Annotated in this window: 20 protein-coding genes; 11 read left to right on the top strand and 9 right to left on the bottom strand. The window is 73.2% G+C overall.

Annotated elements, in window-relative coordinates; genetic code table 11:
- Position 1: 1 nt before the first annotated feature.
- Complete coding sequence (locus NP064_RS03160; RefSeq protein ID WP_227567958.1) at positions 2-385, bottom strand: cold-shock protein; 384 nt, start codon at positions 383-385, stop codon at positions 2-4.
- A gap of 132 nt (positions 386-517) precedes the next feature.
- Here NP064_RS03160 and NP064_RS03155 point away from each other — a divergent pair, with 132 nt between their 5' ends.
- The 5 genes from NP064_RS03155 (at position 518) to NP064_RS03130 (ending at position 8,099) form a co-directional block, all read left to right on the top strand.
- Complete coding sequence (locus NP064_RS03155; RefSeq protein WP_227567959.1) at positions 518-925, top strand: TraR/DksA family transcriptional regulator; 408 nt, start codon at positions 518-520, stop codon at positions 923-925.
- 76 nt (positions 926-1,001) lie between these two features.
- On the top strand, positions 1,002-3,308 hold the full coding sequence (locus NP064_RS03150) for a helicase-associated domain-containing protein (RefSeq protein WP_227567960.1): 2,307 nt from the start codon (positions 1,002-1,004) through the stop codon (positions 3,306-3,308).
- A 115-nt stretch (positions 3,309-3,423) separates the two neighbouring features.
- Complete coding sequence (locus NP064_RS03145; protein WP_227567961.1) at positions 3,424-5,067, top strand: DNA repair helicase XPB; 1,644 nt, start codon at positions 3,424-3,426, stop codon at positions 5,065-5,067.
- Positions 5,068-5,217: 150 nt separating this feature from the next.
- The gene (locus NP064_RS16635; protein ID WP_284439685.1) at positions 5,218-7,275 is read left to right on the top strand and encodes a TPM domain-containing protein; all 2,058 of its coding nucleotides are present in this window, start codon (positions 5,218-5,220) and stop codon (positions 7,273-7,275) included.
- A gap of 86 nt (positions 7,276-7,361) precedes the next feature.
- Positions 7,362-8,099 carry a PspA/IM30 family protein gene (locus NP064_RS03130; RefSeq protein ID WP_227567962.1) on the top strand — a complete coding sequence of 246 codons (738 nt, stop codon included), beginning with the start codon at positions 7,362-7,364 and terminating at the stop codon, positions 8,097-8,099.
- Between the two features lie 29 nt (positions 8,100-8,128).
- Here NP064_RS03130 and NP064_RS03125 read toward each other — a convergent pair whose 3' ends face one another.
- A complete protein-coding gene (locus tag NP064_RS03125) occupies positions 8,129-8,878 on the bottom strand; it encodes a type 1 glutamine amidotransferase (protein ID WP_227567963.1) in 750 nt (249 codons plus the stop codon).
- Positions 8,879-9,018: 140 nt separating this feature from the next.
- On the opposite strand from NP064_RS03125, the gene NP064_RS03120 reads away from it, so the two are divergent.
- The 4 genes from NP064_RS03120 to NP064_RS03105 all read left to right on the top strand — a co-directional run bounded on the left by NP064_RS03120 (position 9,019) and on the right by NP064_RS03105 (position 12,564).
- Positions 9,019-9,753 carry a response regulator transcription factor gene (locus NP064_RS03120; RefSeq protein WP_227567964.1) on the top strand — a complete coding sequence of 245 codons (735 nt, stop codon included), beginning with the start codon at positions 9,019-9,021 and terminating at the stop codon, positions 9,751-9,753.
- On the top strand, positions 9,750-11,375 hold the full coding sequence (locus NP064_RS03115; RefSeq protein ID WP_227567965.1) for a sensor histidine kinase: 1,626 nt from the start codon (positions 9,750-9,752) through the stop codon (positions 11,373-11,375). The genes NP064_RS03120 and NP064_RS03115 overlap by 4 nt, the downstream gene beginning before the upstream one ends.
- A 51-nt stretch (positions 11,376-11,426) precedes the next feature.
- The gene (locus tag NP064_RS03110; RefSeq protein WP_227567966.1) at positions 11,427-12,122 is read left to right on the top strand and encodes an HD domain-containing protein; all 696 of its coding nucleotides are present in this window, start codon (positions 11,427-11,429) and stop codon (positions 12,120-12,122) included.
- A gap of 151 nt (positions 12,123-12,273) precedes the next feature.
- Positions 12,274-12,564 (top strand): WXG100 family type VII secretion target, encoded by a 291-nt coding sequence (locus tag NP064_RS03105; protein WP_227567967.1) that lies wholly within the window; start codon positions 12,274-12,276, stop codon positions 12,562-12,564.
- Between the two features lie 57 nt (positions 12,565-12,621).
- Here the strand turns inward: NP064_RS03105 and NP064_RS03100 are convergent, their stop codons facing one another.
- From NP064_RS03100 to urtA, 6 genes are all read right to left on the bottom strand, one after another.
- On the bottom strand, positions 12,622-13,353 hold the full coding sequence (locus NP064_RS03100) for a GntR family transcriptional regulator (RefSeq protein ID WP_227567968.1): 732 nt from the start codon (positions 13,351-13,353) through the stop codon (positions 12,622-12,624).
- A gap of 36 nt (positions 13,354-13,389) precedes the next feature.
- The gene (gene urtE, locus NP064_RS03095) at positions 13,390-14,091 is read right to left on the bottom strand and encodes an urea ABC transporter ATP-binding subunit UrtE (protein ID WP_227567969.1); all 702 of its coding nucleotides are present in this window, start codon (positions 14,089-14,091) and stop codon (positions 13,390-13,392) included.
- Positions 14,088-15,011 (bottom strand): urea ABC transporter ATP-binding protein UrtD, encoded by a 924-nt coding sequence (urtD, locus tag NP064_RS03090; RefSeq protein WP_227567970.1) that lies wholly within the window; start codon positions 15,009-15,011, stop codon positions 14,088-14,090. The genes urtE and urtD overlap by 4 nt, the downstream gene beginning before the upstream one ends.
- Positions 15,008-16,258, bottom strand: coding sequence for an urea ABC transporter permease subunit UrtC (gene urtC / locus NP064_RS03085; RefSeq protein ID WP_227567971.1), 1,251 nt, complete (start codon positions 16,256-16,258; stop codon positions 15,008-15,010). The genes urtD and urtC overlap by 4 nt, the downstream gene beginning before the upstream one ends.
- Positions 16,255-17,139, bottom strand: a complete 885-nt coding sequence (gene urtB, locus NP064_RS03080) for an urea ABC transporter permease subunit UrtB (protein ID WP_227567972.1) — start codon at positions 17,137-17,139, stop codon at positions 16,255-16,257. Before urtB ends, urtC begins: the two co-directional genes overlap by 4 nt.
- 129 nt (positions 17,140-17,268) lie before the next feature.
- Entirely contained in the window at positions 17,269-18,534 is a 1,266-nt protein-coding gene (gene urtA, locus NP064_RS03075; RefSeq protein ID WP_227567973.1) for an urea ABC transporter substrate-binding protein, read from the bottom strand.
- Between the two features lie 218 nt (positions 18,535-18,752).
- Here urtA and NP064_RS03070 point away from each other — a divergent pair, with 218 nt between their 5' ends.
- Together NP064_RS03070 and NP064_RS03065 are read left to right on the top strand one after the other, a co-directional pair.
- Positions 18,753-19,028 carry a DUF4031 domain-containing protein gene (locus tag NP064_RS03070; protein ID WP_227567974.1) on the top strand — a complete coding sequence of 92 codons (276 nt, stop codon included), beginning with the start codon at positions 18,753-18,755 and terminating at the stop codon, positions 19,026-19,028.
- 77 nt (positions 19,029-19,105) lie between these two features.
- Entirely contained in the window at positions 19,106-20,488 is a 1,383-nt protein-coding gene (locus tag NP064_RS03065; RefSeq protein ID WP_227567975.1) for an MFS transporter, read from the top strand.
- Between the two features lie 88 nt (positions 20,489-20,576).
- On the opposite strand, the gene groL is transcribed toward NP064_RS03065, so the two are convergent.
- A complete protein-coding gene (gene groL, locus NP064_RS03060) occupies positions 20,577-22,202 on the bottom strand; it encodes a chaperonin GroEL (RefSeq protein WP_227567976.1) in 1,626 nt (541 codons plus the stop codon).
- Positions 22,203-22,475 lie beyond the last annotated feature (273 nt).

The following is a 22,475-nucleotide window of genomic DNA, read 5'->3' as shown; positions in this document are numbered from 1 at the left end:
CTCACGCCTCGAGGTCGTCGGCGACGGCGCGCAGCACGGCGGCGACCTTGGTCGCGCCGCCCTTCTCGGGGTAGCGGCCGCGGCGCAGGCCGTTGCCGACGCCGTCGAGGAGCTTGATGAGGTCCTCGATGATGACCGCCATGTCGTCAGCGGGCTTGCGCTGCGCCTTCGCGACCGAGGGCGGCGGGTCCATGAGCTTCACGGACAGCGCCTGGGGGCCGCGTCGGCCGTCGGCGACGCCGAACTCGACCTTGGCGCCGGGCTTGGGAGCCGTCGTGCCAGCGGGCAGCGCCGAGGCGTGCAGGAAGACCTCGTCGCCCTCGTCACTGGCGATGAATCCGAATCCGCGCTCGGTGTCGAACCACTTGACCTTGCCGGTGGGCACCGCAACCCCTGGTGTTCGTTGGATGATGTACCGATCAATGCTACCCGCTGGCGTCGCGGCGCCCTCGTCCCGCGCCGCCGCGTCGCGCGCGGACCGTGCCAGGTCGGCGGGGACCCCCGTAACGTGGCGGAGATGGGCGACGACACGACGCGCCAGGACTCCCCGGGGGCCGATCCCGTGGACGCCCGCGAGCGCCTGTCCCGGGCCCGGTCGGAGGCCGTCGGGCGGCTGCGGTCGCTGCGTGGGGACCTGGCAGGGCTCGCCGACGCGCAGCGCGACACCGCGACCGACGACGAGCACGACCCCGAGGGGGCCACCCTCGCCTTCGAGCGCGCCCAGGCCGACTCCCTCGCACGGAGCGCGCTGGCCCAGATCGCCGAGCTCGACGCCGCGCTCGCGAGGGTCGCGGAGGGCGCGTACGGCTGGTGCGAGGTCTGCGGGGAGCCGATCGGCGCCGCCCGGCTCGAGGCACGGCCCGCGGCGCGCACGTGCATCCGGTGCGCGGCCCGCACCGGCCCAGGGCGCGGACGTCGCGGCTGACCAGCGGGCACGCCGTGCGACGTCCGCCGATGACGCCGCAGGGTAGGAGGGGCGTCCGGCACGTATCGTGAGAGGGATGGTCACGTTCACGGAGCACCTGCGCGCACGCGGCGACGACGAGCTCGTCGCTCTGCTGCTGCAGCGCCCTGACCTGGCGGCGCCCTCGCCCTCGACGCTGTCGTCGCTCGCGGCCCGCGCCTCGAGCCGGTCCAGCCTCGAGCGGGCGCTCGCCGCCGTGGACGCGTCCGTCCTGCAGGCGCTCGAGGCCGTGGTGGCGCTCACCGAGGGGGGCGCCGTCGTCCACCGTGACGACGTCGCCGCGGCGGTCGGCGCCCAGCGGGCCCAGCGCGACCGCGTCGAGCACGCCCTGGACCGGGCGCACCAGCTCGCCCTGCTGTGGACCGACGACGAGGGCCTGCACCCGGCCCCGGGCCTGGCGGAGCTGCTCGGCCCCTACCCCGCCGGACTGGCGCCCTCGACCGGGTCGCCTGAGCACCCCGTCGACCTGGCCGCGCTCGCCGACGCGCCCCCGGCGGCACGCTCGGTGCTCGACGCGCTCACCTGGGGCCCGCCAGTCGGCATCGCGCCGCCGGTCGACAGCCCCGCGGCTGCGGCCGTCGACTGGCTGCTCGAGCACCATCTGCTCATGCACGGGGACGCCCGCCACGTCGTGCTCCCCCGCGCGGTGGCCATGGCGCTGCGGGATGGCCGCACCCACCGGGCTCCCGCGACGCCGCCGGAGCCCGTCCCCACCGGTGTCCCCCACGCCGAGGCCCTGGTCGCCGCGGAGTCGGCGGCCGCCGCCGAGCGGTTCGTGCGGCTGGTCGCCCTTCTGGTGCGGACCTGGGAGCAGACTCCTGCCCCGGTGCTGCGCTCGGGCGGGCTGGGCGTGCGCGAGCTGCGCCGCATCGCCGCCACCCTGGAGGTCGACGACACCGAGGCCGCGTTCGTTGTCGAGCTCGCCGCCGCGGCCGGCCTCATCGCCGAGGACGGCGAGGAGAGCCCGTCCTTCGCCCCGACGCTGTCCGTGGACGAGTGGTTGAACGACGAGCTGCCGTCGCGGTGGGCCACCCTGGCCAGGGCCTGGGCGACCATGGTCCGCACCCCGTGGATGGTGGGCGGCCGCGACGAGCGTGGCGGCGTCCGCGCGGCCCTCGACCCCGACCTGACGCGGCCCTGGGCGCCGCGGGTGCGGCATGCGGTGCTCACCGTGCTCGCCGAGGTCCCGCCCGGCACGGTGCTCCGCACCGAAGCGGTGCTGGAGATGCTCCGTTGGCGCACGCCGCGCTCGGTGCCGCCCGAGGCCGCTGTCGCCGCGACCCTCCACGAGGGCGGGCTGCTGGGCGTGCTCGGCGCCGGGGCGCTGTCGCCCGCGGGCCGCGCCCTGCTCGAGGAGCTCGACCGCTCGGGCCACGCTGTGCCGTCGAGCGAGCCGGCCGGCCCGACACCCGAGGCTGCCCTCGCCGGCGCCCTGCCGCAGCCGGTGTCCGACCTCCTGCTGCAGGGCGACCTGACCGGCATCGTCCCGGGCCGCCCGACCCCCGAGCTCGCGGCGCTGCTCGAACGGTCGGGCGTGATCGAGTCGCGGGGCGCCGCGCTCACGGTCCGGTTCACCCCGGAGTCGATCCGCGCGGCCCTCGACGTCGGCGGCACGGCCGACGACCTGCTGGCCGGGCTGGCGGCGCACGCTCGCGGCGGGATCCCCCAGCCGCTCGAGTACATGGTCCGCGACGCGGGCCGCCGCCACGGGCAGCTGCGAGCCGGGTACGCCGCGAGCTACCTGCGCGCCGACGACCCCGCGCTGCTCGCAGGCCTGGTGGACGACCCCTCGCTGGCGGAGCTGGGCCTGATGCGCCTCGCCCCCACCGTGCTCGGCTCGGTGGTGCCGCCGCGCGAGCTGCTCGCCGTGCTCCGCGAGCACGGGCTTGCGCCGTTGGCGGAGGGGCCGGGCGGACAGGTTCTGCATCCTGAGCCGCTGGTGCACCGGGTGCGGAACCTGCGGCGCAGCCCCACGAGCAGGATCGGGGCGCCGACCCGTCGCCCGGAGACGCTGACGGCCCAGGAGCGCGCGGGTCTCGTGGCGCAGCTCGTCCCGGCGCTGCGCGAGGCCGAGCAGTCCGGCGCCCCGTTGGGCGAGGGGGACGAACGGCGCGTGCACGAGCCGGTGGCCACCAACCCCGTCACCGCGCTCGGCGTGCTCCGGGAGGCCGCGGCGCAGGGCCGCGAGGTGTGGCTCGAGATGGTGGGCCCGCACGGGGTGCACCAGCGTCGACGGGTGCGGCCGGTGCACGTCGAGGGCGGGCGCGTGCGGGTGCGCGACGAGGCCCGCGACGCCGAGCTCACCGTGGCCGTGCACCGCATCGCGTCCGCGACCCCCGTCTGAGCCGCAACCCTCGACCTGTTGTCATCACCTCACACTGGGGCGCGCGTGGAACAAAGCGCGGCCCGCGCGACGTTCGGACCCATGCCCGGACCTGTGACCTACCGGAAGGCGACGCATGACGAACGGCCCCCTGATCGTGCAGAGCGACAAGACCCTCCTGCTCGAGATCGACCACGACCAGGCCGCGGCGTGCCGCCGTGCGATCGCCCCGTTCGCCGAGCTGGAGCGCGCCCCCGAGCACATGCACACCTACCGGCTCACGCCGCTAGGCCTGTGGAACGCGCGCGCGGCGGGCCACGACGCCGAGCAGGTCGTGTCGGTGCTGCTCGAGTACTCGCGCTACCCGGTCCCGCACGCGCTGCTCATCGACATCGCGGAGACCATGTCCCGCTATGGCCGCCTACAGCTCATCCAGGACCCGGTGCACGGCCTGGTGCTGCACTCCCTGGACCGCGCGGTCATGGCGGAGGTGCTGCGCTCCAAGCGCACCGCGGGCCTCGTCGGGCAGCGGCTGGACGACACCGACGTGGTGGTGCACCCCAGTGAGCGCGGGCACCTCAAGCAGGTTCTGCTCAAGCTCGGGTGGCCCGCGGAGGACCTGGCCGGCTACGTCGACGGCGAGGCGCACGCGATGTCGTTGACCGAGGACGGCTGGTCGCTTCGCCCCTACCAGGCCCAGGCCGTCGATGGCTTCTGGCACGGCGGATCGGGTGTCGTGGTGCTGCCCTGCGGCGCCGGCAAGACGCTTGTCGGGGCGGCCGCGATGGCCCGCTCGCAGACCACCACGCTGATCCTCGTGACGAACACGGTCAGCGCCCGGCAGTGGCGCGACGAGCTGGTCAAGCGCACCACGCTCACCGAGGACGAGATCGGCGAGTACTCCGGCTCGCGCAAGGAGATCCGGCCCGTCACCATCGCCACCTACCAGGTGCTCACCACCAAGCGGAAGGGCGTGTACACGCACCTCGAGCTGCTGGACGCCCGCGACTGGGGCCTGGTGCTCTACGACGAGGTGCACCTGCTGCCCGCGCCCATCTTCCGCATGACGGCCGATCTGCAGGCCCGCCGCCGCCTCGGCCTGACCGCCACGCTGGTGCGCGAGGACGGCCGCGAGGACGAGGTGTTCAGCCTGATCGGCCCCAAGCGGTACGACGCGCCCTGGAAGGACATCGAGCAGCAGGGCTACATCGCCCCCGCCGACTGCGTCGAGGTGCGGCTGACGCTGCCCGAGCGGGAGCGGATGCTCTACGCGACCGCGGAGCCGGAGGACAAGTACCGCCTGGCCGCGAGCGCGCCGGGCAAGAACACCGTGGTCGAGCGACTCGTGGCCAAGCACGAGGGCGAGCCGACGCTGGTGATCGGCCAGTACCTCGACCAGCTCGAGGAGCTCGGCGAGCACATCGGCGCCGACGTCATCACCGGCGCCACCACGGTGCCGGAGCGGCAGCGGCTGTTCGACGCGTTCCGCGCCGGGGAGATCACCAAGCTCGTGGTGTCGAAGGTCGCCAACTTCTCGATCGACCTGCCCGAGGCGTCGGTAGCGATCCAGGTCTCCGGGTCTTTCGGGTCCCGCCAGGAGGAGGCCCAGCGCCTCGGCCGGCTGCTGCGCCCCAAGGGCGACGGCCGCACCGCGCACTTCTACGCCGTGGTGGCCCGGGACACCGTCGACCAGGACTTCGCGGCGCACCGCCAGCGGTTCCTCGCCGAGCAGGGATACGCGTACACGATCGTCGACGCGGAGGACCTGGTCCCCGAGTAGCCCTTCCCCCGAACGGCTGACCCCGGCCGCCCGGGGGGCGCTTCGCGCTATCGTCCCGCTGCCGGACGGCGGGGAGGTCGCCTACCGCCCGGGAACCAGCGCTCCGCGTGCGTCGTTGCACCCGTGAGACCCCAGGGAGAGGATCGTGGAGTGCCACACCGCCGCACGACATTGACAGGCGCATCGCAGGCTCGCACCGGGTGGGCGGTGCTGGCCTCGATCGTCGTGGCGCTGTGCGCCGTGCTCCTGCCCGCGGGGGCGGCCTCGGCCGTCGGGCCGCTGCAGGTCACCGATGAGATCACCGACCAGGTCGACGCGCTCGGCGGCGACACCGCCGAGGTGCAGTCGGCGCTCGACGACCTCGCGGCGGAGACGCGCTACCAGCTCTACGTCGTGTACGTCTCCTCGTTCAGCGGCACGGCGCCGGTGACGTGGTCCGACGAGACGCGGGCCCGGTCCGGGCTCGGCTCCGACGACATGATGCTCGCCGTCGCCGTCGACGACCGGAGGTACACGCTCTCCCCGGAGTCTGTGCCCGGGCTCAGCGCGTCCCAGCTGGACGACATCGCCGCGGCCATCGAGGACGAGCTCAGCGGGGACAACTGGGCGGGCGCCGCCATCACGGCCGCCCAGGAGATCGAAGCCGCCGCTGCCAGCGGGAGCGGCGAGGGCGGGGAGGACGACGAGTCCGGGGCCTCGACCGGCACGTCCTCGGGCGGCGGATTCCTCACCTTCCTGCTGTTCGGCCTCGTGGTGATCGTCGGCATCCTGGTGTGGACCACGGTGCGGCGCCGCAAGCGCCCCGCACCGGTCGGCGCGGGCGCCCCCGCCGGGCTCGAGCGCCTTCCCACCGAGGAGCTCCGCAGCCGTGCGAGCACCGCGCTGGTGCAGCTCGACGACGCGCTGCGCACCTCCGAGCAGGAGCTCGGCTTCGCCGAGGCGCAGTTCGGACCGGAGGCCACGCGCGAGTTCACCCAGGTGCTGGCCACCGCGAAGACGCAGGTCAACGAGGCCTTCCGGGCCCGTCAGCAGCTGGATGACACGCAGCGCGAGGCCGAGCCGCAGGTGCGGGCCGCGGCGATCCACATCCTCACCATCTGCCACCAGGCGGCGCAGGCCCTCGACGCGCAGCAGGACAAGTTCGACGAGCTGCGCGACCTGCAGGCACGCGCGCCGCAGATGCTCGCGGACGAGTCGGCGAGCGCGGACGCCCTCGCCGCACGCGTCGACCCGGCCCGCGCGACGCTGGCGACGCTCGGGCAGACCTACCCGCCCGAGGCGCTGGCCTCCGTGGCGGCGAACCCGGACCAGGCGCTCGCGCTTCTCGCGGACGTGCGCTCCACGATCGACCAGGGCCGTGCCGCGCTCGACCAGGACGACCGCGGCCGGGCGGTCGCGTACGCGCGTGCCGCGGAGAACGCGCTCGGGCAGGTCACCACGCTGCTGGACGCCGTGGACCGCGCCGGCGAGGACCTGGCCGCGGCGAGCGGCCGGCTCCAGGAGGCCATCGCGTCGATCTCCTCCGACATCGCCGACGCGGCCCGCCTTGCTCCTGACCGTCCTGATGTGACCGCGCGCGTCACCGACGCGCAGCAGGCCATCGACCAGGCCCGGGCCGCGCAGCGGGGCGGCGACCCCCTGGCCGCGTTGCGGGACATCACCGCGGCGGAGGCCGCACTGGACGCCGCCCTGGCGCCCATGCGCGAGGCCGAGGAGCAGGCCCGGCGGTCGTCCGCGCTGCTGCGCGACGTCCTGGGGCGGCTCGACTCGCAGATCCGCGCCACCACGGACTTCGTCGAGACCCGCCGCGGAGCCGTTGGCCCCGAGGCCCGCACCAGCCTCGCCGAGGCGCAGCGGCTGTTCCGCCAGGCGCTCGACCAGCGCGACTCCGACCCGACGTCGGCCCTCGCGGCCGCGCAGCACGCCGAGCGCTTCGCGGCGGACGCCCAGTGGCGCGCCCGGGCCGATGTGGAGGCCGCCGAGGCGCGGAACCGCCGCAACGACGGGGGCTTCGGCGGCGGGGGCGGCGCGAACGTCGGCGGCATGATCCTCGGGGGGATCCTCATCGACTCGATCCTGCGCGGCGGGGGCGGCGGCTTCGGCGGCGGAGGCTTCGGCGGAGGCGGCGGCTTCGGCGGCGGCGGAGGCGGACGCGGCGGCGGCTTCGGCGGCGGAGGCGGCGGTGGCGGACGAGGGGGCGGCTTCTGACGCGCACCTGACCTGCGCCGCGGGCGCGCCGACGACGACACCGACCCCATCATCTGGCACATCCTGACCACTGAGAGGCAGCACCCATGACCGAGAAGCAGAGCATCTTCGGCCGGATCACCCAGCTGGCGAAGGCCAACATCAACTCGTTGATCGACAATGCCGAGGACCCGCAGAAGATGCTGGACCAGCTGGTGCGCGACTACACCAACAGCATCGCTGACGCCGAGAAGGCCATCGCGCAGACGATCGGCAACCTGCGGCTGGCCGAGCAGGACTACAACGAGGACGTCGCCGCCGCCCGGGAGTGGGGCGGCAAGGCGATCGCCGCGTCGTCGCGCGCGGACCAGTACCGCGCCTCGGGTGACTCGCTCAACGCCGACAAGTTCGACAACCTGGCCAAGATCGCGCTGCAGAAGCAGATCTCCGCCGAGGGCGAGGCCAAGCAGGCAGAGCCGATGATCGCCTCGCAGCGCGAGACGGTGGAGAAGCTCAAGTCCGGCCTGGCGCAGATGAAGGACAAGCTGGTCCAGCTCAAGCAGCGCCGCGACACGCTGGTCGCCCGGCAGAAGTCCGCGCAGGCGCAGGTGCAGGTGCAGTCCGCGATCGGCTCGATCAACGTGCTCGACCCCACCAGCGAGCTGGCCCGGTTCGAGGAGAAGGTCCGCCGCGAGGAGGCCCTCGCGATGGGCCAGGCCGAGCTGGCGGCGTCGTCGCTCGACGCGCAGTTCGCCGAGCTGGAGGCCTCGGGCGAGGAGCTCGAGGTCGAGGCGCGCCTCGCCGCGCTCAAGGCCGGCTCCGCGGCCCCGCAGATCGAGGGCTGATCCCGCTCGGGCCCGGGCGGCCTGCCACGTCAGGCTGCTGCGGTGCGCCGGTCGGCGTGCTCCCGGACGAGGACGGCGAAACCCGCGCCCAGCGCTTCCCCGGCCGCGGTGACCTCCGCCTCGTGCGCTGCGAAGTCCTCGAGGACCGGTCCCGGGGCCATGCCGTCCTCGGCGGCCCACACGCCCAGCGTCTCGGCGCCCGCCTCGGGGTGGAACTGCAGGCCCCACGCCGTGCCGGTGCGGAACGCCTGGTAGGGGTACATGGCAGACGCGGCCAGCCACACCGCCCCGGCGGGCAGCTCCACGACCGCGTCCGCGTGCCAGCTCAGCATGCGGGTGCTCCGCCGTCCCTCCACGTACCCGGCCAGCCCGCCGAGGAGCGGGTCGCCGGTCGCCTCGGGCCGCCACCGCACGTCGACCACGCCGTGCTCGAGCCCTGGAGGGGCGCCCACCTGCACACGACCACCCCGGGCGACCGCGAGCAGCTGCGCGCCCAGGCAGATCCCGAGCGTGGGGATCCGCGCGTCGACGCACTCGGAGAGCAGCGCACGCGTCTCGGGCAGCCACGGCGCCCGCGCGTCGTCGTAGGCGGACATCGGGCCGCCCAGCACCACCAGGCCGTCGCCCACCGCCGCCGCGCCCACCGGCACCGCCTCGCCCTGGTCGGCGCGGACCAGCCGCAGCCGCGTCCCGGGCAGCCAGCGCCGCAGGCGGTCGAGCGCCACGTCCGCGGAGCTCTGGACCACGGTCACGACAGGGGGCTGGAGTTCGTCGATCACGCCGAGAAAAGTACCCCGACCACCGGCGGGTGGACGCCACCGGCCGGTGGGGCGCAGGGGGCCGCTCGTGGCTCGGCGCGGTGACCTGGGGTTCTGCGCGTCCTCAGCGGACTTCCAGGAAGAGAGCGCAGACTGGGGGCATGACCGGTGCGCCCGTTGAGCCTGAGGCCCGGCTCTTGGTCGTCGACGACGAGCCGAACATCCGCGAGCTGCTCGCCACTTCGCTGCGCTTCGGCGGGTTCGAGGTCCACTCCGCCGCTGACGGCGCCAGCGCGCTGCGCCTGGCCCGGTTGATCGACCCGGATCTCGTGGTGCTGGACGTGATGCTGCCGGACATGGACGGCTTCACCGTCACCCGCCGGCTGCGTGAGAAGGGCCAGCACGTCCCCGTGCTGTTCCTCACGGCGCGCGACGACACCGCCGACAAGGTCCAGGGCCTAACCGTGGGCGGCGACGACTACGTGACCAAGCCGTTCAGCCTGGAGGAGGTCGTGGCGCGCATCCGCGCGATCCTGCGCCGCACCAGCTCCTCCGACCTGCTCGAGGGCAACCTGCTGACCTACGCCGACCTCGAGCTCGACGAGGACTCCCACGAGGTCCGGCGGGCGGGGCGGGTCATCGACCTGTCCCCCACCGAGTTCAAGCTGCTGCGCTACCTGATGCTCAACCCGGGCAGGGTGCTGTCCAAGCAGCAGATCCTCGACCACGTCTGGCAGTACGACTGGGGTGGCGAGGCGAACATCGTGGAGTCCTACATCTCCTACCTCCGGCGCAAGATCGACCACGTGCAGGCCGCGGACGGGACACCCGTCACCCCCCTCATCCACACCAAGCGCGGGGTGGGTTACATGCTGCGCCAACCGACCGGGACATGAGCGCGACGCGCTCCGCCAGGCCCGCTAACGACGCGCCGCCCACGGCGCAGCCGGACCCGCCGACACCGTCCCGCCGGGGCCCCCTCGCGGACCGCTGGCTTCGCGGCGGGCGCTCGGTCCTGCGTGGGGCACGGGCGTGGTGGGCCGCGGTGCCGCTGCGGGGCCGACTGGTGGCGCTCATCACCGTGCTGCTGGCCGCGGGCCTGGCCATCGCCGGGACGACAACCGCCGTGCTGACGCAGCGCCACCTCGTGGCGCAGGTCGACGAGCAGCTGTCCCGGCAGGCGCAGGACCTCGCCCAGGCCAAGCTGGACCAGCTGTTCGGCGGCAGCTCCGTGCGGTGGGACCGGTCGGTGCTGCCGAGCGACTACTCCGTGGTGGTCACCCTCCAGGACGGCGCCACCGCCGACCTGGGCCGCCAGGCGACGTACGAGGAGTACGGCCGACCGCGCCTGCCCGCGATGACGGCGCAAGAGGCTGTGGCTGCCGACGGCTCCCCCTTCACCGTCGGCAGCACGCGCGCGGGATCGTCGTGGCGCACGGTGGTCATCCCGTTCCAGACCGCCACGGGCTACCCGTTGACCGCAGCCGTCAGCCTCCCGCTCACCGACATCGAGAGCACCGTGCACCGCATCGTCCTGGTGCTCGTGCTCAGCGGTGTGGGCATCGTCGCGCTCGGCGCGGTCGTGGGCGGCTGGGCGGTGCGGCGCTCGCTGCGGCCGCTGCGCCAGATCGAGGACACGGCCGCCGCCATCGCCGCCGGGGACCTCGCACGACGTGTCCCGGCAGCCCCCGCGGGCACCGAGGTGGGCCGGCTCGGCGGCGCGCTCAACGGCATGCTGTCGCAGATCGAGCAGGCCTTCGCGTCCCGGACCGCCTCCGAGCAGCGGATGCGGCGCTTCGTCGCGGACGCCTCGCACGAGCTGCGCACCCCTCTCGCGGCGATCCGCGGCTACAGCGAGCTGTACCGCATGGGGGCACTCACCGAGCCCGCGCAGGTGGACGACACGATGCGCCGCATCGAGCAGTCCGCGTCCCGGATGGGGGTGCTCGTCGAGGACCTGCTCACCCTCGCCCGCATGGACGACGGGCGCCCGCTGCGCGCCGACGAGGTCGACCTCACGGTGCTCGCCGCCGACGCGCTCAGCGACCTGCACGCGCTCGACCCCACCCGGCCCCTGCACTTGGAGCCGACGAGCGGGCCGTGCGTGGTGATCGGGGACGAGCCACGGCTGCGGCAGGTGGTGGCGAACCTCGTGGGCAACGTCGTCCAGCACACCCCCGCGGGCAGCCCGGTCGAGATCGGCGCCGCGGCCCGGGACGGGGCGGGGGTGCTCTGGGTCCGCGACCACGGCCCCGGCATCGACCCCGAGCACGCCGCTCGGGTGTTCGAGCGCTTCTACCGCGTCGACGCGAGCCGGTCGCGGGGCGCCGGCGGATCGGCCGGGGCAGGTCTGGGCATGGCCATCGTGGCGGCCATCGTGGCGGCGCACCACGGCGAGGTGTCCATATCGCAGACGGCGGGCGGCGGGACGACCGTGCAGGTCACGCTGCCCGTGGCGGGCGGCTCCGAGGGCCGCGCAGCGCACGACCCGACCGGGGAGGGGCCTCCCACGCGCTGAGGGCTACGATGGCGCGTCCGAGGCACGACAGCGACAGGTGAGGGCTGGCTCATGGGCGTCCATGACGCACCGCAGTGGTTGATGTCCGCATTCGTCCGCAGCGTCGTCGAGGCTGGCGCCACCGCCCCGCCCGACCAGATCCGCGAGGTCGGCGAGGCGCTCATCGCCCGGTGGTCGTCGCCGGAGCGGTGCTACCACAACCTGCGCCACCTGATCGATGTGCTGGCCCATGTCGACGAGCTCGCGGAGGAGACCCACGAGCCCGACCTGGTCCGGCTGGCCGCCTGGTACCACGGAGCCAAGTTCGACGCGGCGGAGGCGGCCGCGTACGCGAACAAGGGCGGCGAGGACGAGCCGGGCAGCGCGCGGCTGGCGGTCGAGGAGCTGCTCGGCCTGGGAGTCCCCGAGGCCCACGCGCGACGCGTGCACGAGCTGGTGCTCGCCCTGGCGCACCACCACGCCCGGCCGGGCGACTTCGACGGCGCCGTGCTCTGCGACGCCGACCTGGCGATGCTGGCCGCCGAGCCGCAGCGGTACAAGGCCTACCTCCAGGACCTGCGCGCCGAGTACGCCCACCTGCCGGTCGAGGACTACCTGCGCGCGCGGGTGGCGATCATCGGCCGCCTGCTGGACAGGCCGCAGCTGTTCACGAGCCCGCTCGGAGCGGTCTGGGAGGAGCCTGCGCGCCAGAACCTCGCCGCCGAGCGCCAGCGGATCGACCGCGAGCTGTCGGCGCTCGCGCACTGACACCCGCCACCTGCCACCTGCCACCTGCCACCTGCCACCTGCCACCCACAGCCTGCCGACCGTCGCGCCTGCGCCGCGGTCGCCACGTCGGCGCGCCCGCTCCCCCGGGGCTCCGCGTAGCGTCCGCCGCTCCAGCACAGGAGGAGGACGCATGAGCAGGTACGAGGTCGACAGCGCCCAGGTCGGTCAGGCGGCAGCGGCCGTGCAGGCCCGCACCGCCGCGGTGCGGTCAGAGGTCGGGGCGATGCAGCGTCAGCTCGCCGACCTGCAGAACGCCTGGCGCGGCGGCGCGGCGACGGCGTTCGCGGGTGTGATGACCGAGTGGGGCGCCACCCAGGTGCGCGTCGAGCAGGCCCTCGACAGCATCACCGCCGCCCTGCACGCGGCGGCGCGCACCTACGCCGACGCCGAGGACCAGGCCTCGCGGCTGTTCCTCCGATGAGCGGCGCGGGTCGCTGAACCGCGGGCGCGAGAGGCGGGCGTCGGCGCGACGCCCGCCTCAGCTCGCGAGCGTCATCCGGGTCATGGCGACCGTGGCCCGCTGCATCACGACCTCGAGCGACTCCCCGACGTGGCGGTGCAGGGCACGGAGCGCCTCGTCCAGGCGGTGCTCGAGCACCAGCTCGAGGATCTCGATGTGCTCGGCGACGGTCGTCGTGACCCGCTCGGCCTCGACGTAATCGTGCCTGCGCACCACGCGGAGCTTCTGGTTCACGCCGACGAGGGCGGCGGTGAGCTGGGCATTGCCCGAGGCGCGCGACAACGTGATGTGGAACTGCTCGTCGAGCATCACGAAGGCGGCTGCGGGCTCGGGGGGATGGTCGCGCAGTGGCAGCCACCGCTGCAGCTCCTCGCGCAGCAGCACATGGTCATGGCGAACCTCGGGGTTCTCGATAGCCCGGGCGATGCCGCGCAGCTCGAGCGTCACCCGCAGCTCGTAGAGGTCGCGCAGGTCCGCCAGGCTGGGAGCCACGACCGCGTAGCCGTAGTCGGTGCGCTCCACGATCCCGTCGGCCAGCAAACGCGCGAGCGCCTCCCGCACCGGCGTGCGGGACACCGCGAACACCTTGCTGAGCTTGGGCTCGGTGAGACGCTCGCGCGGGGACACCTGGCCGCTGAGGATCTCGTCGCGGAGCTGCTCGTAGATGACATCCCGCAACGCCCGCGACTCAGCCCCCGCGACGGGAGACCCGGCGTCGGGCGGACCGTCCCCGGCACGACCGGCGCTCATGCGCGTCCTCCGGGCTCGCGATGGGCACGGACTGCCTCACAGCGCCATCGCCGCACGGACCTGCGCCTCCTTCTCCGCTCCACCGGCACCCTCGTCGCGCACCCGCCCGGACTCCAGCACCAGGTACCGGGCGGCGGCGGCGAGCGCGAAGCCCACGTGCTGCTCGACGAGCAGCACGGCGAGTTCCCCGGAGCCCGTCAGCTCCAGCACGGCGTCCTCGATCTCGGTGACGACAGAGGGCTGGATGCCCTCGGTCGGCTCGTCGAGCAGTAGCACGCGGGGCCCGGTGATCAGTGCCCTCGCAATCGCGAGCTGTTGGCGCTGCCCGCCGGAGAGCAAGCCGGCGCGGCGGCCGAGCAGACCGCGCAGGGCGGGGAACAGGTCGAGCGCCTCGTCGGTGCGCCGGGTCCCGAGGCCCCGCGGCTGGGTGTCGGCGACGAGCTGCAGGTTCTCCCGCGCGGTGAGCTGGCCGAACGACTGCTGGCCCTGGGCGACGTAGGCCAGCCCGCGTCTCACCCGTTCGTGCGGGCGAAGGCGGGTGACGTCCTGCCCGTCGATCCGCACGGCGCCCGACCGTGGTCGCAGCAGCCCCACCGCAGAGCGGAGGAGGGTCGTCTTCCCGGCGCCGTTGTGCCCCATCACGGCCACCACTCCCCCGGACGGCACGGTGAGGCTGACCCCGTGCACCACCGTGGTGCGCCCGTACCCGACGTGCACATCGCACAACTCGAGCATCATGCCTCCGTTCCGGCGCGCACATCGCGCCCTGCCGCCGCGTCCCCTGCCGGCCCGTCTTCTGCCGGCCCGTCTCCTGCCGGCCCGTCTCCTGGCCTGTCCTGTGAGCCGTCGCCGCGGACTCCCCTGGCGCGGGACCCGCCGCCCAGGTAGACCTCGACCACCCGCGGATCCGCCTGGACGTGCGCGACCGATCCCTCGCTGAGCACCGTGCCCTGGTGCAGCACCGTGACGGACGAGGCGAAGCTGCGGAGGAACTCCATGTCGTGCTCCACGACCACCACGGTCCGCTCCGCGCCGACCCGGCGCAGGAGCTGGCCCGTCTCCTCGCGCTCCGCGTGGCTCATGCCGGCCACGGGCTCGTCGAGGAGCAGCAGACGGGCGTCCTGGACCAGCAGCATGCCGATCTCCAGCCACTGCTTCTGGCCGTGGGCTAGCACCCCGGCGGGGGTGTCCCGGGCGCCGGCCAGGCCGATGGTGTCCATCGCCTCCTCGACTGCCGCGGGGACCTCCGAGCGCCTCCGGAGCAGCGCTCCCGGCCCGCGCCGGGAGCCCGCGGCGATGTCCAGGTTCTGCAGCACGGTGAGCTCGTCGAAGACGCTGGCCGTCTGGAAGGTGCGCCCCACCCCGGCCCGCGCGATGCGGTGGACCTTGGCGCCGACGAGCTCGACCCCGCCGAACTGCGCGGACCCGCTCGCGGCCGCCAGCCCGGTGAGCGCGTCGACGATGGTCGTCTTCCCGGCGCCGTTCGGCCCGATGAGGAACCGCAGGTCGCCCTGCGTCACCGTGAGGTCCACGCCGTCGACGGCCACGAAGCCGTCGAACTCGACGCGCAGGTCCCGCACCTCGAGGTAGTCGTGCCGGAACCGACGTGCCTGGTCGTCGTCGTGCGCTGCGCCGCTGAGCGTTGCGGGCTCGGTCATGTCAGCCTCCCGGCGGTCGTCGCGGACGGATCGGGCTGGGCGCCGGCGACGCCTGCCTCGGCCGGATCTGCCGAGACGGCGAGCCCGGCCGCCACGGGGTCGTCGTCGGGCGCCACGGGGATGGTGGGCTCGGCGGCGGGCGAACGCCTGCGGCGCCACGCCCCGCCGAGCGAGGCGAGCCCGCCGGGGAGGAACGCCACGACGAGGATGAACAGCGCTCCCTGGAAGTAGATCCACATCGAGGGGAACGACTCAGACAGGCTGGTCTGCGCCCACGACACCGCGATGGCCCCCAGGACCGGTCCCAGCAGCGTCGCGCGGCCGCCGATGGCGACGCCCACCAGGAAGGCGATGGACGGCACCACCCCGACGTCCGCGGGCGAGATGATCCCGACGATCGGCACGAACAGCGCCCCGCCGATGCCGGCGAAGGCCGCTGCCACCGCGTACGCGACGACCTTGACCAGGGCGGGGTCGTACCCCAGGAACCGGACCCGGTTCTCCTGGTCGCGCACCGCGACGAGGAGCTCGCCGAACCGCGAGACCATGAGCAGGCGCACCACGGCGACCATCACCAAGAGGGTCCCCGCCGCGATGAAGAACAGCATCCGCTTGTTCACGGGGTCGGCGAGGTCGAAGCCGAAGAACGAGCGGAACCCGTTGAGCCCGTTGGTGCCGCCGGTGACCTTCTGCTGGCCGATGAGCAGGATCGCGAACGCGGCGGCGAGGGCCTGCGACAGGATCGCGAAGTAGGCGCCACGCACCCGGCGGCTGAAGACCGCCCAGCCCAGGCCGGTGGCGACGAGCACCGGGACCGCCACGATCGCGATGATCGTGACGACGGGGCTGCGGAACGGCTCCCACCACCCCGGCACCGTGCCATCGCCGTACAGCAGCATGAAGTCGGGCACGCCGCCCGGCCCGGCGTCGGCGAGCTTGAGGTGCATCGCCATGAGGTAGCCGCCCAGGCCGAAGTACACGCCCTGCCCGAGCGTGAGCATCCCGCCCCGGCCCCACGCGAGGCCGATGCCGACCGCCACCATCGCGAGGCACAGGAACTTGGCCAGCAGGTTGAGCCGGAAGTCGGAGAGCACGGCGGGGGCCACACCGAAGAGGAGCGCCGCGGCGATGGCGAAGCCGCCGAGCGTGCGTGACCGGCCGCCGGCGAGCAGCCGGCCCCGCATGCCGGCCGTCGCCCGCCCGGTGGCCGAAGCGGTCTGCCGCTCCGGCGCCAGCGGGGCGCTCATGCCAGGCTCCGAGTCCGCACGGCGACCAGGCCCTGCGGCCTGGCCTGCAGGAACGCGACGATGGCCACGAAGACCAGCACCTTGGCGATGCTGGTGGTGGTCGAGTACTCGATGGTGGCCTGCAGCAGCCCCAGGGCGAACGCGGCGATCACGGTGCCCTTGAGCTGGCCGATGCCTCCCGCGACGACCACGAGGAACGCGTCGACGATGTAGGCGGTGCCGAGCGTCGGGCCGATCGACCCGAGCAGCGTCAGGGTGACGCCTGCGACCCCGGCGACGCCGGACCCGATGAAGAACGTCAGCCGGTCGGTGGCCCGCGTCGAGATGCCGGTGGTCTCGGCGAGGTCGCGGTTCTGCACCGTGGCCCGGATCTGCCGTCCCAGGGGCGTCAGGCGCAGCACGAGCGCCAGGGCGGTCACGCACACGATCGCCACGAGCAGGATGAACAGGCGGGTCTTCGGCATGCCGATCCCGAAGACCTGCACGGCTCCGGAGAGCCACTGCGGCGCCCGCACGTCCACGTTCGGCGCCCCGAACACGTCTCGCGCCAACTGTTGGAGCACCAGGGCGACGCCCCACGTGACCAAGAGCGTGTCGAGGGGCCTGCGGTGCATGCGGGACAGCAGCGTGACCTCCAGCAGCAGCCCGATCAGGCCGCCCACCAGGAAGCCGAGGACGAGCGAGACGAGCAGCGACGCCCCGGCGTCGGAGACGATGCCCTGCACCACGTACGCGGTGTAGGCGCCGGCCATCATGAGCTCGCCGTGCGCCATGTTGATGACGCCCATCTGGCCGAAGGTGAGCGCCAGGCCCAGTGCCGCGAGCAGCAGCACCGATCCCAGGCTCAGCCCGGCGAACAGCTGTGAGAACAGGGCATCCATGCCGGCCCCTTTCGTGCGGCCCGTCCGTCCCGTCAGCGCGGTGCGGCGACGGGACGGACGGGCGTGCGGGTCGTGCGGAGGGTGGTGCGACCCCGAAGGGCGCTCGGGCGGCGCGGCCGCCCGTTCAGGTCAGGACAGGCCGGTGGCCCAGTCGTAGCCCTTGAGGAACGGGTCGGGCTCGATGGCCCCGTCCGAGCTCCACTCGGTGTGGATGAGCCCGTCGGCGCCGATCTTGCCGATCAGGGCCGTCTTGGCGATGTGGTGGTTCTCGCCGTTGACGGTCACCGTGCCCTCGGGGGCGTCGAAGGTCACGCCGTCGGCGGCGTCCTGGATGGCTGCGACGTCGAAGGACTTGGCCTTCTCGACCATGAGCTTCCACAAGTGCAGCGAGGTGTAGGCCGCCTCCATCGGGTCGGAGGTGACGCGGTCCGCGCCGTAGGCGGCCTTGAACGCCGCGACGAAGGTGGAGTTCTCGGCGCTCTCGACGGTCTGGTAGTAGTTCCAGGCGGTGAGCTGGCCCTCGATGTTCTCGACCCCGATGCCGCCGACCTCCTCCTCGGCGATGGACACCGAGACGACGGGCAGCGCGTCCTTGCCGAGCCCGGCGTTCTTGTACTCCTTGAAGAACGCCACGTTGGAGTCGCCGTTCAGGGTGTTGAACACCGCGTCCGCCCCGGAGCCCTTGAGCTTGTTGACGATCGTCGAGAAGTCGGTGTGGCCCAGCGGCGCGTACTCCTCGCCGACGATCTCGATGCCGTTCGCCTCGGCGTAGGCGTTGATGATCTTGTTCGCGGTGCGCGGGAAGACGTAGTCAGAGCCCACCAGGAAGACCTTCGTCTTGCCCTGCTCCTTGAGGTAGTCCATGCCCGGGACGATCTGCTGGTTGGTCGTGGCGCCCGTGTAGAAGATGTTCGGCGACGACTCCAGGCCCTCGTACTGCACCGGGTAGAAGAGCAGCGAGTTCTTCGACTCGAACACCGGCAGCATCGCCTTGCGGCTCGAGGAGGTCCACCCGCCGAAGACGGCGGCGACGCAGTCGCTCGAGATGAGCTTCTCGGCCTTCTCCGCGAAGACGGTCGGCTCCGAGGCGCCGTCCTCGCCCACCACCTCGAGCTGCTTGCCGAGCACTCCCCCGGACGCGTTGATCTCCTCAGCCGCGAGATCGAGCGCGTCCCGCACCGTCTGCTCGGAGATCGCCATCGTGCCGGAGAGCGAGTTGAGGAACCCGATCTTCACCGAGTCGCCGCTGGTGTCGACGCAGGAGGCGCCTGCGGAGGCGGACGCAGCGGCGGGATCGCCGGAGGCGTCGGTGCGCGAGCCGCAGCCGGCGACAGCCAGGGCGACGGTGAGCGCGACTGCTGGCAGCGCGAGCGCGCGGGTGCGGGTTCTAGTCAACGGAGTGCCTTTCGCTGGAGGGTCCCTGCGTGGTCAGGCCGGGGAGGACACCGGGCCACCGCGCTGTGTCCCGCCGCGTATACGTCCCTGTGGCCATGACGCTGGACGCTAGAGAGGCGGTGTTTCGTACCCCTTCGTACGTCGTGAACAGGACGTTTCCGGCCGGTCTCGATACCGACGCGGCCGTGTCCGGGTGGGGGCGACGTAGCCTCGGACCCATGACCGTGCTCATCGACCCGCCGCTGTGGCCGCGGCACGGCCTGCTGTGGAGCCACCTGGTCAGCGACGAGTCCCTCGCCGAGCTGCACGCGCTCGCGGCCCGGGCGAGCCTCCCCCGCCGAGCGTTCGACCATGACCACTACGACGTGCCGCACACCCGTCACGCCGAGCTCGTCGCCCTGGGCGCGGTCCCTGTCGACAGCCGGGAGCTGGTCCGACGGCTGCGCGCCTCGGGCCTGCGCGTGCGCCCCGCCGACCGTCGAACCGCGGTCTGAGCGACTCCTGCCCAGAGCATGGACCGCCCATTGACCCACCTGTCGGTCTGACGGAAGTCTTCGCAGGTCAGCGACATGTGCGCGGCACGCTCCTCGCCTCGACCCCTGTCGCCACCCCGTCGAAGGAGCGCGCCCTGTCCGAGAGCCGCCTGACCGCCGGCGCTGCGCCGGCGATCGACCTGCACGCCACGCAACGCCGGACGCTGACCACACTGAGCGTCTCGCAGGTGTTCGGCAGCATCGGCGTCGGCGTCGGGTTCGCCGTCTCGGCCCTCGTCGCCACGAGCCTCTCGAGCTCGCCCGCGCAGGCAGGCCTGCTCCAGGGGCTGTCCGTGGTGGGGACGGTCGCCGCGACGATCCTGCTCGCCCGCGTCTCCGCGTCCCGGGGCCGACGCCCGGGCCTCGCGATCGGCTATGTCGTCGCCGCCGCTGGGGCCCTCGTCGCCGTTGTCGGGATCACGAGCCACCAGTTCCTGGTGTTCCTCGTCGGGGGCGCCCTGTTCAGCGTCGCGAACGCCACCACGCTCCAGTCACGCTTCGCGGCTGCCGACCTCGCACCGCCTCACGGCCGGGCAGCGGGGATCGCGCTCGTCCTGTGGATGTCCACGGTGGGCGCCGTCGTCGGCCCGAACCTCGCCACCTGGGGAGGCGACGTCCTCGCGAGGCGTGGGATCGACCCGTGGGCGGGCGCCTACGTCACCGCGGCGGTGGCCTTCGCATTGGCCGGACTGGTGATCGCTGTCCGGCTCCGCCCCGACCCGCTACTGCTCGCCCGCACTGCCTTCGAACACGATCCTGGCGCCGAGGCCGCCGCACCGCAGGGCCAGCAGCTCCGGTCGGGCGCCCGGGCGATCGCCCGCTCGCAGCAGGCGCGTCTCGCACTCACGGCGATGGCTGTCGCCCACGCCGCGATGATCGGGGTCATGGCGTGGACCCCGGTGCACATGGCGGGTTCGATGGCCGGTTCGGCGCACCTGCACGGGGCGCATGCGGGCGGGACGTCCAGCCAGGCTGCCATCGGCTACGTCCTCTCGGCGCACCTCGCGGGCATGTACGCGTTCTCGCCCGTGATGGGGTGGGCGGCAAGGCGGCTCGGCGAGCGCACCGTCGTCGTGCTGGGCCTTGGGCTGACCATCGTCTCCGTCGCCGGCATCGCCCAGCTCCCGGGCTCGGCTGGCCTCGGCCTCGGGATCGGCCTGGCGGGCCTGGGCATCGGCTGGTCAGCGGTGCTCGTGGCCGGCTCGTCCCTGCTGACCTCATCGGTCGCCATCGAGCAGCGCGCCGCGTCCCAGGGGGTCGCGGACTCGGCCGTCTGGGTGGCGAGCGGGCTCTCGCAGGTCGCCAGCGGCTGGGTGCTGGGGACGTTCGGCTATGCCTGGCTCGCGGTCGCCTTCCTCGTGCTCGTCGCGCCCGTGACGCTCTGGGCCGCGACCGGCGCCCGGCCCCGGCCACAGCGCTGAGCACAGAACGACGGGCCGGCCGCCCGAAGGCAACCGACCCGTCGTGCTGTGAAGCTGAGCCGCTGGGCAGCGGACCCTGATCAGTCGATCAGAAGTCCATGCCGCCCATGCCGCCGTCGCCGCCACCCTGAGGCGCCGACTTCTCGGGCTTGTCCGCCACGACCGCCTCGGTCGTGAGGAACAGGGCCGCGATGGACGCCGCGTTCTGCAGAGCGGAGCGCGTCACCTTGACCGGGTCGTTGACGCCCGCGGCCATGAGGTCCTCGTACACGCCGGTCGCGGCGTTGAGGCCGTGTCCCGTCGGCAGGTTGCGGACCTTCTCGGCCACGACGCCGCCCTCGAGACCGGCGTTGATCGCGATCTGCTTGAGCGGGGCGTCGATCGCGACCTTGACGATGTTCGCGCCGGTCGCCTCGTCGCCCTCGAGCACGAGGGTCTCGAACGCCGTCTTGCCGGCCTGGATGAGCGCGACGCCACCACCGGCGACGATGCCCTCCTCGACGGCAGCCTTCGCGTTGCGAACGGCGTCCTCGATGCGGTGCTTGCGCTCCTTGAGCTCGACCTCGGTCGCCGCGCCGGCCTTGATGACGGCCACGCCGCCGGCCAGCTTCGCGAGACGCTCCTGGAGCTTCTCACGGTCGTAGTCCGAGTCCGAGTTCTCGATCTCGGCGCGGATCTGCGCGACACGACCGGCGATCTGGTCGGCCTCGCCGGCGCCCTCGACGATCGTGGTCTCGTCCTTCGTCACGACGATCTTGCGCGCCTGGCCCAGGACCTCGAGGCCGACGGTGTCGAGCTTGAGGCCGACGGTCTCGGACACGACCTGGCCACCCGTGAGGATCGCCATGTCCTGCAGCATCGCCTTGCGGCGGTCGCCGAAGCCCGGCGCCTTGACGGCGACGGACTTGAACGTGCCACGGATCTTGTTGACGACGAGCGTGGCCAGGGCCTCGCCCTCGACGTCCTCGGCGACGATGAACAGCGGCTTGCCGGACTGGATGACCTTCTCCAGCAGCGGCAGCAGGTCCTTGACGTTCGAGATCTTCGACTCGACCAGCAGCACGTAGGCGTCCTCGAGGACGGCCTCCTGGCGCTCCGGGTCGGTGACGAAGTACGCCGACAGGTAGCCCTTGTCGAAGCGCATGCCCTCGGTCAGCTCCAGCTCGAGGCCCAGCGCGCTGGACTCCTCGACCGTGATGACGCCTTCCTTGCCGACCTTGTCGAGCGCCTCGGCGATGAGCTCGCCGATGGCGACGTCACCGGCGGAGATGGCGGCCGTGGCGGCGATCTCCTCCTTGGTCTCGACCTCCTTGGCCTGAGCCAGGAGCTGGGCCGTGACGGCCTCGACGGCCTTCTCGATGCCCTTCTTCAGGGCGATGGGGTTCGCGCCGGCCGCGACGTTGCGCAGGCCCTCGCGGACGAGCGCCTGGGCGAGCACCGTGGCGGTCGTCGTGCCGTCACCGGCGACGTCGTCCGTCTTCTTGGCGACCTCCTTGACGAGCTCGGCGCCGATCTTCTCGAACGGGTCCTCGAGGTCGATCTCCTTGGCGATGGAGACGCCGTCGTTGGTGATCGTGGGGGCGCCCCACTTCTTGTCCAGAACGACGTTGCGGCCCTTCGGGCCGAGGGTCACCTTGACGGTGTCGGCGAGGATGTTGAGCCCTCGCTCGATGCCGCGCCGGGCCTCCTCGTTGAAGGCAATGATCTTGGCCATGGGGCTGTGATCCTTCACTTGACTCGTTGTTCGACCAGACGGTGCCCGCGACGGACGGAACACCTTCGCGCGGTCATGTCCCGCGCGGAAAGCGATCCTCACCAGTCAATGTCCGTGATTCTGTCACTCTCCACCGGAGAGTGCTAACCCCATGGTTAGCACTCACCACCCCCGAGTGCAAGGCGTCCGCTCGATCTCGGGAGCGCGGCGACCTGCCGCGGGGCACGCTCGACAGCCTCCCGGGGCGGCTCCGCGGCGCCTGCGGAGGCCTGG

It is taken from the genome of Cellulomonas chengniuliangii (assembly GCF_024508335.1).
Taxonomy (GTDB): Bacteria; Actinomycetota; Actinomycetes; order Actinomycetales; family Cellulomonadaceae; genus Cellulomonas_A; species Cellulomonas_A chengniuliangii.
This window is presented reverse-complemented; position numbering and strand designations above follow the sequence as displayed.